We start from the raw sequence: 13,666 nt of genomic DNA on the forward strand, positions 1-13,666 counted from the left end.
CAACGATTATCGCAGACCGGGCGCTATAGCCGGCACGCCATCTCTCAGCGCGGCCGCCAGCGCGTCTCGTACAGATCGAAGCGGCGATCCTTCAGATTGGTCACGGCACCGGCGTTGCGCGCGCGTGCCAGGGTTTCCAGCCGCAGGTCGGCAAACAGCACGGTCTCGATGTTCGGCGTGGAGTCGGCGGCGATGCCATCGCGGGCGAAGCCGAAATCGCTGGGGGTGAGGATGCAGCTCTGGCCGTACTGGATGTCGAAGTTGTTGACGCCGGGCAGGTTGCCGACGTTGCCCGATAGCACCACGTAGCACTGGTTCTCGATCGCGCGCGCCTGCGAGCAGTAGCGCACGCGCAGGTAACCCTCGCGCACGTCGGTGCAGAACGGCACGAACAGGATCAGAGCGCCCTGGTCGGTCAGGTGCCGCGCCACTTCGGGAAACTCCGCGTCGTAGCAGATCATCACGCCGATCGGGCCACAGTCGGTCAGCACAGTCGCCGCGCTGTCGCCGCCGCTGATGTTCCATACGTTGCGTTCGCTCGGCGTCGGGTGCAGCTTCTCGCGCTCGTGGATCGAGCCATCGCGCAGGCATACGTAACAGACGTTGTGGATATCGCCGTTGGCCTGTTCGGTCGGATGCGTGCCGGCGATGATGTTGATGTTGTAGTGCACGGCCAACCGGCTGAAGAGTTCCTTCACCTGCGGCGTGTAATGGCTCAGCTTGCGGATCGATTCGACCGGCGACAGCTCGGTGTTCTCGATCGACAGCAGTTGCAGCGTGATCAGTTCGGGAAAGGTGACGAAGTCGGCGCTGTAGTCGGCGGCGATGTCGGTGAAGTATTCGACCTGGGTGGCGAACTGCTCGAACGAGGTGATCCGGCGTTGCTGGTATTGCACTGAGGCCACCCGCACCGAATCGGGCAGCAGCCGCGCCGACGTGATCGGCGGGATGTCCGGCTGGTCGAGCAATTGCGGATTGCGCCAGACCAGATGCGCCGCGTAGCCGAGCGACTCGTGATCGGATGGCACATAGGCGCGCAGCAGGCCGATCACTTCGAAGTCATTGGCCAGCTGGAAGCTCAGCGTGAGGTCGCGCCGCTTGCCTTCCGTCACCGCCTGCACGTACGCCTCGGCGTTGCCGTAGCGTGCGAGGTTTTTCGCCAGGCCCGGGATGCGGCCGCCGAACACGATGCCACGCAGCTTCAGATCCATGCACAAGCGCTTGCGCGCCTGGTACAGCCGCTGGCCGATGCGCATGCCACGGTAATCCGGGTGCACCACCACTTCCATGCCGTACAGCCAGTTGCCGTCGGGCTTGTGGCGCGAGCCCATGCCGCCGCCAGTGATCTGCATCCAGGTATGCGGCGCCAGCGCGGTGGCTTCGTCGATACGGAACGTGGCGCAGTAACCGACGATCCGTCCCTCGTACTCGACCACGAACTGGCCTTCGGGGAAGTGCGTCTGCTGGGAGCGCAGCATCTCCACCGAATGACCCCATTCTTCGGAGTAGATCCGCGCGGTAAGGTCAGCCAGTTGTGGCACGTCCGCCAGCACGGCCTGCCGCAGCAGCAGTTTCGGGGTGTTTTCGTGAGGTTTCTTGGCCATAGCATGATTATGCACAGGCCACCGAATATTCGGGTGAAGGCGCTTTTATCCACCGGTTACACTGCACAACATCGTTGACCGGAGCCGCATCATGAGCAACAGCACCGCCATTCGCCACCTCAATGCCGGGCAACTGTGGCGTGCCGATGGCTGGCAAGCCAATGCGGTCTTGGGTGTGTCGACGGATGGGCGCTTGCTCGATCCGACGGCTGCTGCCAGCGAGTCGATCGGCCATTGGGTGCTGCCCGGCATGCCGAACCTGCATTCGCACGCATTCCAGCGCGCGATGGCCGGACTGGCCGAGCGCAAGGGGCGCAGCGACGACAGCTTCTGGAGCTGGCGCGAAACCATGTACGCGTTCGCCGCCGCGATCGGCCCGGACGAACTCAAGGCAATCGCCGCCCAGCTCTACGTCGAGATGCTCAAGGCCGGCTACACCCAGGTCTGCGAATTCCATTACCTGCATCACCAGCCGGACGGTACGCCGTACGCGCAGCCTGAGGCGATGTCGCTGGCCTTGATCGAAGCCGCACGTGAAGCCGGCATCGCACTGACCCTGCTGCCGGTGCTGTACATCAGCGGCGGCTTCGACGGTCGCGCGCTCACCGCGCGGCAACGCCGTTTCGGTCACACCGTGGACGGCTATCTGCGCCTGCTGGAAACCTTGCGCAAGCATGAGAACGATGATCTGCGAATCGGTATCGCGCTGCATTCATTGCGCGCCGTGCCGGAGGCGGCGATGCGTGAAGTGCTTGCCAGCGACGTGGCCAAAACCTGCCCGATCCACATCCACATCGCCGAGCAGATCGGCGAAGTGCAGGACTGCCTCGCCACGCGTGGCGCGCGTCCGGTGGAGTGGTTGTTTGAACATGCCGACATCGATGCACGCTGGTGCCTGGTGCATGCGACCCATCTGACTGACGCGGAGACGGTGCAGCTCGCGCGTAGTGGTGCCGTGGCCGGGCTGTGTCCCACCACCGAGGCGAATCTCGGTGACGGTCTGTTTCCGCTGACCGCGTATCAGGACGCTGGCGGCACACTCGGCATCGGTTCGGACTCGCATATCTCGATCTCGCCGGTGGAAGAGCTGCGCTGGCTGGAATACGGCCAGCGCCTGACCAGCGGCCATCGCAATATCGCGGCACGCACGCAGGGCGTCAGCGTAGGTGAAACCTTGTGGCGTGCGGCGTTGAAGGGTGGCGCACAGGCTGCCGGCCTGCCGGTCGGCGAGTTGTACAACGGCGCGCGTGCCGATCTGATCGTGCTGGATGAAAACTCGCCGTTGCTGGCGGCGCGGGATGCCCGCTCCATGCTGGACAGCTTCCTGTTTGCCGGCAATACACCGCTGGTGCGCGACGTGATATGTGGCGGTGAATGGGTGGTGCGCGATTTCCGTCATCACGACGAGGCGCGTATCGCCGTGCGCTATCGGGCGACGGTGAGTGCGCTGGCCGCACGCTGAACCCTTGCTGCTGAAAACATGAACGCCAGCCATCGTGGCTGGCGGCGACGGTCATCGGCACATCCGGCGATGGCGTTTCCCATGGCACATCCCCTCAATGGAGAGTGCCATGCGTCGATTCATCTCTTGCTGTCTCATCGCCGCCGCCGTGATCGGCAGCAGTTTCGCGATGACGGGTTGCGTGGTGGTGCCGCCGCGCGGCCATGTCCGCGTATGGGTGCCCGGCTACTGGGGGCCGAGTCACATATGGGTAGGCGGCCACTATCGCTATCGCTGATTCGTTGTTCGATCTGCCGGTCTTCACAAAAAAAGCGGCGCCAGCATCTCTGCTGGCGCCGTCCAGTCACAGCTTCATTGGCTTACTGGGCGGTCGACGAGCTCGACGAGGACGCTGCGTGCTGCGCCTTGAACTGCTTCCACTCCGCGCGGCGTGCCTGCTTCTCCTGCTTCATCGTGGCCATCTGCGCCTTCTGTGTCGGCGTCAGCACCGCGTAGATCTGCGCCCGCACGTTGGCCTTCTGCTGCACGCGGACTTGTGTGGCGGCGGCTTCTGCCTGTGCCAGGCTGGCCGCTGCCGCCTGATAACCCACCTGGTCCGGCGTCATCGACTCGAACGCGCTGCGTTGCTGACGCAGTGCCTGCCACTGCGTCTTGTTCTGCGCGAAGCTGCTCTGCATGATCTGCTTGATGCTGGCGCGCTGCGCATCGGTGAGGTTGAGCTTCTGGAAGCCCATGCCCTGACCATGCCGGTGCGAATGATGGCCATGGCCCATGCCAGCATCCTGTCCGGCGGGAGCCGCCACGGCGATCGCGGTGAGGGCCATGGCCGAAGTCAGGATCAGGCCGAGGGTGATGTTCTTGCGCATGGGTGGAACCTCTGTCGTTGGGGGGAGGACTTGCAACTCATTTGACGACAATGGCGTGTGTATGTTCTTTGCCGGAAGGTAAAGATGCGTAAAGCCCGTGGAGTTCGTCACGCCGCACCGATTGAATGGAAGCCATGCAGACAGCTCCCGTGCCACGAATACTGATTGTCGACGACGACCGCGCACTGTGCCGGCTGCTGGCCGAGTACCTGCAGCGCGAGGGTTTCGTGGTCGATCTCGCGCATGACGGCGAAGCGGCGTTGACCCAGCTGCGCAACCCGGCCCTGCGGCCCGACTTGCTGATCCTCGATGTGATGATGCCCGGCCGCGATGGCTTGGACACGCTGCGCGAACTGCGCATGCAGCATCGTTTGCCGGTCATCATGCTGTCCGCGAAAGGCGAGCCGGTGGATCGGGTGATCGGCCTGGAGCTTGGCGCGGACGATTACCTGTCCAAGCCGTGCCTGCCGCGCGAATTGCTAGCGCGCGTGCGTGCGCAATTGCGGCGCAACGCACCGGCTACCGCAGCCAATTTGCAGGTGGGTGCATTGCGCTTGCAGCCCGGCGATCGTCGGGCCTTCATCGGCGAGCAGGAACTGGTGTTGACCGGTGCCGAGTTCATGCTTTTGCTGGCGCTGGCGCAGCGCGCCGGTGAGCTGGTCGACAAGGCATCGTTGACGCGCATCGCGCTGGGACGTGAACTGGAGCGCTTCGATCGCAGCATCGACGTGCACGTGAGCCGCCTGCGCCACAAGCTGGCGGAAGCATCGGAGCAATCCCCGCGAATCGAATCGGTACGCGGCTCGGGTTACCTGATGATTGCGGGTGCGTCATGAATCCGTTCAAGAGCTCGATCTACTGGCGTCTGCTGATCTGGTTCTGCGTGGCGAACCTGCTGGTGCTGTTTCTCGGCAGCTTTCTGACCCAGCGCTTCATCGAGTACACCACGGCGGTGGAGATCAACTGGACCGCGCTGGCGCAGGACGCCAACCAGAGTTACGAAGGCGGCGGTGCACCGGCGCTCGCCAACTGGGTGGCGCAGCAGCGGCATGAAGGCATCGACGTCACGCTTTACGAAAAAGGGCAGGCGCTGTCGCCGGTGCGGCTGCCGTCGTCGATCCAGGCATCGCTGCCGGCCTGGTTCGATGCCGGACGCGACATCCTGTTGCAGCCTCGGCCGGGTCTCTATCTTTCCGTGCAGCAGGTAGTCGGCAGCGACGGGCATGTGCGGCATCTCGTGGCGCTGAGCCGTACGCATACGCGGCTGCGCCCACAGACCCGCGCGAAGATTCTGCTCGGCGTGCAACTGACGCTGTCGCTGTTGTTCATCGGGCTGGTCGGTTGGTGGGTGGCGCGCAGTGTGGCCACGCCGGTCGAGGCATTGCGCGACGCCACACGACGCATGGCCGCTGGCGAGCTGTCTACGCGGGTGGGTCGGCAAGGCGGCATGGCGCACGATGAGCTTGCCCAGCTCGCGCAGGATTTCGACGCGATGGCCGAACGCATCGAGGCGCTGGTCACGCACGATCGCGGCGTGCTGCAGGATCTGTCGCACGAGTTGCGCTCGCCGCTGGCGCGGCTGCATTTGATCCTCGACCTCGCGCAGCGCAGTCGTGATGCGGCCGAGGCCGATGTGTATTTCCATCAGGCCGAGCTGGAGATCGTGCGGCTGGATCGCATGACCGGTGAAATGCTGGCGTTGTCGCGACTGGAAGGCAGCATTCCCGGCATGAGTTGCGACAACCTGGATCTCGTCGAGCTGGTGCGCGGCTGCGTCGAGCAGGCCGAACTTGAAGCGCAGGCCCGGCATGTCGAGCTGCGGCTGACCTCGCCCGGCACGCCGGTCATCGTGTTCGGCAGTGCGTCGTTGCTAGAGCGCGCGCTGGACAACCTGCTCGGCAACGCGATCAAGTTCAGTGCCGCGGCTGGCGAGGTGGAACTGCAGGTACATGCGGCCGATGGCATCGCTGAGGTCTCGGTCCACGACCGTGGTCCGGGTGTGCCCGAGGCTGAGCTGGAATCGCTGTTCCGCCCGTTCTTCCGCGGCAGCAACGCGGTGCGTGCGGATGGTCATGGACTGGGTCTGGCGATCGTGCAGCGGGTGGTGAAGATCCACGGCGGCGAGCTGACCGCCAACAATCGCGATGGCGGCGGTCTGGACGTGCGCCTGCGCCTGCCGCTTGCTGGGGCGAATGCGCTGGTGTGAGAGGCGGCTTGAAGTGGGGCGCCCTGTGCGGGGACGCGCAATCGGATTAGATTGTCGTGGCAGTGCGCACCGTCGACGACGGTTTCCTTCGAGTCAGCTCTGGAGAGTTCCCATGCAAGGTTCCACCGATCTGGGCAAGTTGGTGCTACGTGTTGTGTTGGGTGTGCTGATCCTGTTCCACGGTGTTTCCAAACTGATGCACGGGCCCGGTTATGTGCTTGGTGTGGTGGCTCACGCCGGCCTGCCGTCGATTCTGGCCTACGGGGTCTATATCGGTGAGGTGGCGGCGCCGGTCATGCTGTTGCTGGGTCTCTGGACGCGGATCGGTGCGTTGATCATCGTGATCAACATGATCGTCGCGCTGGCGCTGGTGCATCTGGCCCAGCTCACCTCGCTGGCCGATACCGGCGGCTGGGCGCTGGAGCTGCAAGGCATGTATCTCGGTACGGCGCTGGCCATCGCGTTGCTGGGTGCCGGCCGTTTCAGCATGGGCGGCAGCAACGGCCGCTGGAACTGACGGGCTTTTCATTTCCGACTTGTTGATCGTGGCGAACGCCAGCCTTCGTCGGGTGGCGTTCGCCAATGGCATCGTGGCCGTGCCGTCGACGGCATCCATCAACCGTGTCGCGCAGCTGCGATGAGGCGCTACGCAAGCGTCGCGTGATTTGCCACACTCGAATCTTTGCCCGATGGGTCGCGATGCGTTCGAATGCTCTTGCTGCCGTGGGGTTGGCGCTGTGCTCGGCGCTGTTCTTCACGCTCACCTACGTGCTCAATCGCAGCCTGGTCGCCGGTGGCGGCCACTGGGCATGGGCGGTGATCCTTCGTTACCTGATCACGCTGCCGCTGTTGGCCGTGGTGCTGCCGCTGCAGGGCGGACTCGGCGAATTGCCGCGCGAACTGCGCCGGCATCCGCGCACGTGGCTGCTTTGGAGCAGCGTCGGCTTCGTGTTGTTCGGTATTCCGCTGACTTGGGCGGCCAGCAGCGGGCCGTCGTGGCTGATCGCCGGCAGCTTCCAGACCACCGTGCTGGCCGGACCGCTACTGGCGCCGCTGATCTATCGCGACGAGCGACGCCAGCTGGCGTGGCGCACGCTGGCGATCGGTGCACTGATTGTCGCTGGTGTGTTCGCGCTGCAATGGGGGCATGCGCAAGGTCAGCTGCATGCAAGTGACTGGCTGGCGATCGGCGCGGTGGTGTTGTCCGCGTTTGCCTATCCCTTGGGTAACCGCAAGCTGTTGCTGCATCTGGAGCATGCCCAAATGGAGCGAGGCGAAAGCCATATCAACGCCGTGCAGCGCGTGTTCGGCATGACCTTGTGCAGCTGGCCGCTGTGGCTGCTGTTCGCCGTCATTGCCTGGTGCACGATCGGACCGCCGACCCTGCGCGAAGCGCTGCTGGCCGGTGGCGTGGCGCTGTCGTCGGGCACCATCGCCACGGTGATGTTCTTTCGCGCGACCGACATGGTGCGGCGCGAGCCGACCGCCTTGGCCGCGGTCGAGGCGATGCAAGCGGCCGAGCTGCTGTTTGCCACCTTGCTTGGTGTGCTGTTTCTCGACGAGGCATGGCCGCACGGTTATGCACTGTTCGGCGCGCTGGCGATCATCGTCGGCATCGCGTTGTTCGGTTGGGTCAGCGGACGCGGCGCGGCCGGCAACGATGAAGCGGTGCGTGCCTTGCGCAGCGATCGTAGCGCCTGAGAATTCTTCAATTTGTTTTCATTGCATTCATTTGCTTGTGATTTGTGATCAATCAAGTTACATATTGGTTTCGATCAGGACCGCAAGAGTTTCCGCAAGCTATGAGCAAACGACGATTTCCATGCCTGCTGGCGTGTGCGTTGCTGGGTGCAAGCGCCGCGTTGTGGGCGCAGCCGCAGACTTTCGGCTCCGCTGCGCATCTGCACTGGGACGCGGATCGCTATGGCAATCATCGCTACCTCGTGCAGGTGACCAAGCCGGCCGATGCCGTACATGTCGTCATTCCCTGGCGTCGCCGCGATCTTCATCCGGAACAGGTGGCGGTGATCGTTACCGGGCCGGACGGCAAAGTCGTCGCCAACGTGTTGCGCGGCGCGATCGACCAGGCCAGCGGCGAGCTGGTGTTCGAGGCGCGCCAGGTCGGTGTCTATGCGGTCTATTACCAGCCGTACCTCAGCAACGGTCGCAGCAATTACCCGACGGTGAACTACGCCACGCCGAAAGACACCGCCGACGCCGGCTGGGCCAGCAAGACCGGCCATGATGCCGCGCACTGGCGCAAGCTGCCGGCGACCCCGGTGCTGCGCTACGAAGGTGTCAGCGATTTCGATGCGTATACCGCGATGGAGCGGGTGGCGACGCCGACGGAAGTGCAGCAGCTGCTCGCCGCGCATCCCGCGCAAGTGTTGTGGTTGTTTCCCGAGACGCGCGCCTATCCGGTGCGCATGTTCGATCAATTGCCGCAGCGCTGGGCGCAGCGCGGACCAGGTGGTGAACTGGCCGACCAGGCATTGCGTGGCGAGTACCTGAGTTTCCAGATCGGGCTGTGGGCACCGAGTGCCGCGCTCGACCACGTGCAGGTGGCGTTTGCCGACCTGCACGGCCCGGACGGCGCGATCCTGCCGGCCAGCGCGTTGACCAGCTTCAACCAGGGGGGCGTCGATTTCACCGGCCAGCCGTTCAGCACCCGCGTCGACGTGGCGAAGGGACGCGTGCAGCCGCTGTGGATGGGACTGGATATTCCCGCCGATGCGAAGCCGGGTGAGTATCGCGGCGCGGTGACAATCAGCGCCGATGGCGTGTCGGCGCAGACCGTGCCGCTGGTGATTACGGTGGGCGAAGGCAACGCCGTCGCGCATGGCGATGACGATCCATCAAAGCTCACGCGGCTGCGCTGGCTGAACTCCACGCTGGCGCAAGACAACACACTGGTGAAGCCGTTCACTGCGGTGACGGTCCACGGCGCACAGCTCGGCATCCTCGGGCGGGAGGTGCAGCTGGCCAACAGCGGTTTGCCGGCGCAGATCGAAAGCCGCTTCGATGAACGCATGACCGGTTTCGCGAAGCAACCGCGCGCCCTGCTTGCCGCGCCGATGCAATTGCTGGTGCAGGATGCGAACGGCACCCACGCACTGCATGCGACATCGTTGCCGAATGTACAGGTCGATGGTCCGGCCAAGGTGCACTGGCAGGTCGCCGGCGATGCCGGTCCCTTGCAGGGTGAGGTGACGGCCAGCCTCGAAGCGGACGGCACGCTCAGCTATACGATCGCGTTGAAAGCCACGCAGGCCGTCACGCTGAAGGACATTCGCCTGGAGATGCCGCTGCGCGGCGACACCGCGCAGTACGAGCTGGGCCTGGGCCGCACCGGCGACCATGCGCCCGCTGACTTCAACTGGAAGTGGAACGTCGAGAACAACCAGGACGGCGCATGGATTGGCGCGGTGAATGCCGGGCTGGAGTTCCACCTGCGCGATGAAAACTATCTGCGCCCGCTCAACACCAACTTCTATCACCAGCAGCCGCTGCGCATGCCCACCTCGTGGGACAACGCCGGGCAAGGCGGCATCACGTTCAAGCGCGATGGCGTGCGCTATCTGGTCAACGCTTTCAGCGGCCCGCGCACGATGGCGGCAGGACAGGTGCTGCGCTACGACGTGGTCATGCGCATCACCCCGTTCAAGACGATCAAGCCGGCCGAGCATTTCGCCGAACGCTACTTCCACAAGTACGACGACCTGGACACGATCAAGGCCGACGGCGCGAACGTGGTGAACATCCATCACGCCACGCCGATCAATCCGTGGATCAATTACCCGTTCCTCGAAGCGGATGCGATGCGGGCATACATCGACGCGGCGCACCAGCGCGGCATGGAAGTGAAGATTTACGACACCATCCGCGAACTGTCCGATCGCGCACCGGAACTGCCGATGCTCGAATCGCTTGGCCACGAGATCATCAGCGGCGGCAAAGGCGGTGGCTTCTCCTGGCTGCAGGAGCATCTCGACGGTGACTACATCGCCGCCTGGCACGTGCCGGAGAATCGTGACGCGGCGGTGATCGACTCCGGCCAGAGCCGCTGGAACAACTACTACATCGAGGGGCTGGACTGGCTTGCGCGCAATGTCGGCATCGATGGGCTCTACCTCGATGATGTGGCTTACGACCGCACCACGATGAAACGCGTGCGCAAGGTACTCCAGGCACATCGGCCGCATCCGCTGATCGACCTGCACTCGGCCAGCCAGTTCGATGCGCGCGATGGATACATCAACAGCGCGTTGCTCTACATGGAGCTGTTCCCGTACATCGACCGGCTGTGGTTCGGTGAGGAGTTCGACTACGAGAAGACTTCGCCCAGCTACTGGCTCACCGAGATGTCCGGCATTCCGTACGGCCTGATGGGCGAGATGCTGCAGAACGACGGCAATCCCTGGCGCGGCATGCTGTTCGGCATGACCAGCCGGCTCGGCTGGTCCAAGGGCAGCGACCCGCGCCCGCTGTGGCAGCTGTGGGACAGCTTCGGCATCGAACAGGCCGACATGATCGGCTGGTGGGTCCATGATGCGCCGGTGAAAACCGGCCGCGAAGATGTGCTGGCGACCAGCTACGTACGCCACGGCCAGACACTGATCGCGCTGGCCTCATGGGCACCGCAGAGCACCACGGTGAAATTGCAGATCGACTGGAAGGCGCTCGGGCTGAAACCCGGCAACGCCACGTTGAAAGCGCCGGCAGTGGCAGGCTTCCAGCCGGCTGCCGAGTTCAAACCGGGCGATGCAATTCCGGTGGAGCCGGGCAAGGGCTGGTTGCTGATCCTGGAATAGTGCTGCCTCCTGCAGGGAAATGACGCCGGCCTTATCCTTGTCGAATCGAAACACTTCGAAGCCGGCAAGCTCAATGCAACAAGGTCAGGAATCTACCGTGGCAACTTCATCAGCGAATGATGACTCGGCCACGTACATCCACCACGGCACACCTGCATTCCGCCGCACCAACCTCGCGTTGTTTGCCGCCGGCTTTGCCACGTTCGGCCTGCTGTATTGCGTGCAGCCGTTAATGCCGGAATTCAGTCACGACTATGGCGTGAGTGCGGCGGTCAGTGCGTTGTCGTTGTCGCTGACCACCGGCGTGCTGGCATTCGCGATGCTGTTTGCCGGTGCGCTGTCGGATGCGTGGGGGCGCAAGTCGGTGATGGTGGCGTCGCTGCTGTCGTCGGCGCTGCTGGTGCTGGTGACGGCGATGATGCCGAACTGGCCGGCGTTGCTGGTGGTGCGCACCTTGCTCGGGCTGACCTTGAGCGGTTTGCCGGCGGTGGCGATGACGTATCTCGGCGAGGAGATGGATGTCGAGTCGATCGGTCTCGGCATGGGCCTGTATATTAGCGGCAGCGCCGTCGGCGGCATGGGTGGGCGCCTGATCACTGGTGTGCTGACCGACTTCTTCGGCTGGCGCTTCGGCGTGGGCGTGGTTGGCGTGATCGGTGTGCTGGCCGGGTTGATTTTCTGGCGCGCGTTGCCGCCGTCACGGCATTTCGTGGTGCAGCCGTTGCGCTGGCGGGTGGTGCTGGGGCGCTTCACCGGCATGTTTCGCGACCGTGGCCTGCCGTGGCTGTTCGTCGAGGGCTTCCTGCTGCTCGGCGCGTTCGTCACGGTTTACAACTATCTCGGCTACCGCTTGCTGGCGCCGCCGTACAACCTGAGCCAGGCGGTGGTCGGGTTGATCTTCGGCATCTATCTGGTCGGCACCTTCAGCTCGGCGTGGATGGGCCATCTGGCCGGTCAGCTTGGGCGGCGAAAGGTGTTGTGGACGGCGTTCGCATTGATGCTGGTTGGCGTGGTGCTGACGATGATGCAACCGCTGTGGCTGATCATGCTCGGCATCGTCGCGGTGACGTTCGGCTTCTTTGGCGGGCACTCGATCGTCAGCAGCTGGGTCGGCCGGCGCGCCGGTGCCGCGAAGGCGCAGGCCTCGTCGGTGTATCTGTTCTGCTACTACATGGGTTCCAGCATCGCCGGTGCCAGCGGCGGGTTGTTCTATGCGTCGCATGGCTGGAACGGCGTGGCGCTGTTCGTCGGCGCGCTGGTGCTGGCCGGCTTGCTGATCGCGTTGCGCCTGTTCCGTCTGGCGCCGCTGGTGAATGTGGCGACGCCGCCGACACCGATGAGCAAGGGCGCGATGCCGTAGCGCTCGCTTTGCTCCTCCCCCTGCGAGCAGGGGGAGGTCGGGAGGGGGCAAAGGCTCAGCGCGCTGCTGGCTTGAGCATGTCCTTCACCGCGTCGTAGTCGCCGTCGTTCGCGGCAGCGGGAATGCCGAGCAGGTGGGTCATCAGCGGATAGACATCAACGTTCGGGAAGGCCGGCACTTTCGCGCCGACGCGGAACGCAGGGCCGTGCGCCACGAACATGGCCTGCATCAGCGGGTCGGCGTTGTCGTAGCCGTGTTCGCCGATGCTGACCGTGCCCTTGTGGCTGGCGGCATAGTCGGTGGTGGTGATGCGCCAGCCGACATCGGCCAGGCACAACAGCTGCGGCACGCGCGGATTGCTGCCGTAGACGAAGCGTGCCGGTACGCGGGTCTTGTCCCAGCAGCGCATATGTTGCTGCGGCTGTTCGAGTTGGCGTTCGATCGCGGCGAAGTCGCTGGCGGCTTTCGCGCTGTCGTCCTTCGGATTGAAGCCGGCGAGGATGCCCATGCTCACCGTCTGCACCTGATCCTGTGGAATCAGCTGGTCGATCATCACGTTGTTCTGTTCCGGCGCGCTGACCATGCCGTGATCGGCCAGCACGATCATATTGATCTTGTCGAACAGGCCGCGTTGCTTGAGTCCCTGCACCAGTCGCGTCATCGCGGCATCGGTTTCGCGCAGCGCATCGTTCACCTGCGGCGAGTCCGGACCGTTCGCGTGGCCGGCGTGGTCGACCGCATCGAAATACAGGGTGAGGAACGCGGGGCGTTGGGCTGCTGGCTGGTCCAGCCATGTCAGCACCTGATCCACGCGCTGATCCGGCGTGATCTTGCCGTCGTAGGCCATCCACTCATCCGGGTGCTGGCCGTGGATATCCGCCTCGGCGCCGGGCCAGAACATCGTCGCGGTGCGCAGCCCATGCTGATCGGCGGTGACCCAGATCGGCGTGCCTTCGTTCCACCAGCGGCCATCGCTGACGGCCTGGCGGTTGGCCAGCGCAAACTTGCCGAGTACGGGATCGAACATCGTGTTGTTGACGATGCCATGGTGATCCGGGCGCAGGCCGGTGACGATGGTGTAGTGGTTCGGGAAGGTCAGTGACGGAAACGACGGCTGCATGGCCGCCGCCCGCACGCCGGTGTTCGCCAGCATCGCCAGGGTCGGGCTGAGCCCGCGGTCGAGGTAGTCGTAACGGTACGCGTCGATCGAAATCAGCAGCAGCGGCGCGGGTTGGCTGGTCGTTGCCGCAACGGATGTTCGCGTTGCTGGCTGCTGGGTAGCGCAACCGGCGCTGAATGCCGTGAGCGTACACAGCAATACACGAAACAGGATTTTCATATGGGGGGTCCTACGATG

Annotated in this window: 11 protein-coding genes; 8 read left to right on the top strand and 3 right to left on the bottom strand. The window is 64.3% G+C overall.

From position 1 onward, the window contains the following. Nucleotides 1-44: 44 nt before the first annotated feature. On the bottom strand, nucleotides 45-1,604 hold the full coding sequence (locus IE071_RS04280; protein WP_189439898.1) for a bifunctional GNAT family N-acetyltransferase/carbon-nitrogen hydrolase family protein: 1,560 nt from the start codon (nucleotides 1,602-1,604) through the stop codon (nucleotides 45-47). Nucleotides 1,605-1,695: 91 nt separating this feature from the next. On the opposite strand from IE071_RS04280, the gene IE071_RS04285 reads away from it, so the two are divergent. Beyond that, nucleotides 1,696-3,066: a formimidoylglutamate deiminase gene (locus IE071_RS04285; RefSeq protein WP_189439899.1), complete on the top strand. Its 1,371-nt coding sequence runs from the start codon at nucleotides 1,696-1,698 to the stop codon at nucleotides 3,064-3,066. Between the two features lie 109 nt (nucleotides 3,067-3,175). After that, entirely contained in the window at nucleotides 3,176-3,343 is a 168-nt protein-coding gene (locus IE071_RS04290; RefSeq protein WP_189439900.1) for a hypothetical protein, read from the top strand. Nucleotides 3,344-3,425: 82 nt separating this feature from the next. Here IE071_RS04290 and IE071_RS04295 read toward each other — a convergent pair whose 3' ends face one another. After that, nucleotides 3,426-3,932: a Spy/CpxP family protein refolding chaperone gene (locus tag IE071_RS04295; protein WP_189439901.1), complete on the bottom strand. Its 507-nt coding sequence runs from the start codon at nucleotides 3,930-3,932 to the stop codon at nucleotides 3,426-3,428. Between the two features lie 134 nt (nucleotides 3,933-4,066). Between IE071_RS04295 and IE071_RS04300 the strand changes: the two genes are divergently transcribed. From IE071_RS04300 to IE071_RS04325, 6 genes are all read left to right on the top strand, one after another. Next, a complete protein-coding gene (locus IE071_RS04300) occupies nucleotides 4,067-4,768 on the top strand; it encodes a response regulator (RefSeq protein ID WP_229792740.1) in 702 nt (233 codons plus the stop codon). Continuing rightward, nucleotides 4,765-6,138, top strand: a complete 1,374-nt coding sequence (locus IE071_RS04305; RefSeq protein ID WP_189439902.1) for a HAMP domain-containing sensor histidine kinase — start codon at nucleotides 4,765-4,767, stop codon at nucleotides 6,136-6,138. Before IE071_RS04300 ends, IE071_RS04305 begins: the two co-directional genes overlap by 4 nt. A gap of 112 nt (nucleotides 6,139-6,250) precedes the next feature. Beyond that, complete coding sequence (locus IE071_RS04310) at nucleotides 6,251-6,655, top strand: DoxX family protein (protein WP_189439903.1); 405 nt, start codon at nucleotides 6,251-6,253, stop codon at nucleotides 6,653-6,655. Between the two features lie 182 nt (nucleotides 6,656-6,837). Further along, a complete protein-coding gene (locus IE071_RS04315) occupies nucleotides 6,838-7,839 on the top strand; it encodes a multidrug resistance efflux transporter family protein (protein ID WP_189439904.1) in 1,002 nt (333 codons plus the stop codon). A gap of 101 nt (nucleotides 7,840-7,940) precedes the next feature. Beyond that, complete coding sequence (locus tag IE071_RS04320) at nucleotides 7,941-10,949, top strand: glycoside hydrolase domain-containing protein (protein ID WP_189439905.1); 3,009 nt, start codon at nucleotides 7,941-7,943, stop codon at nucleotides 10,947-10,949. 73 nt (nucleotides 10,950-11,022) lie between these two features. Then, nucleotides 11,023-12,309, top strand: coding sequence for an MFS transporter (locus IE071_RS04325; RefSeq protein ID WP_229792741.1), 1,287 nt, complete (start codon nucleotides 11,023-11,025; stop codon nucleotides 12,307-12,309). A 55-nt stretch (nucleotides 12,310-12,364) separates the two neighbouring features. On the opposite strand, the gene IE071_RS04330 is transcribed toward IE071_RS04325, so the two are convergent. Beyond that, nucleotides 12,365-13,648: an alkaline phosphatase family protein gene (locus tag IE071_RS04330; protein WP_189439906.1), complete on the bottom strand. Its 1,284-nt coding sequence runs from the start codon at nucleotides 13,646-13,648 to the stop codon at nucleotides 12,365-12,367. Nucleotides 13,649-13,666 lie beyond the last annotated feature (18 nt).

Origin of the sequence: Rhodanobacter panaciterrae, assembly GCF_014651895.1 — a bacterium.
In the GTDB taxonomy this organism is placed as follows: Bacteria; Pseudomonadota; Gammaproteobacteria; order Xanthomonadales; family Rhodanobacteraceae; genus Rhodanobacter; species Rhodanobacter panaciterrae.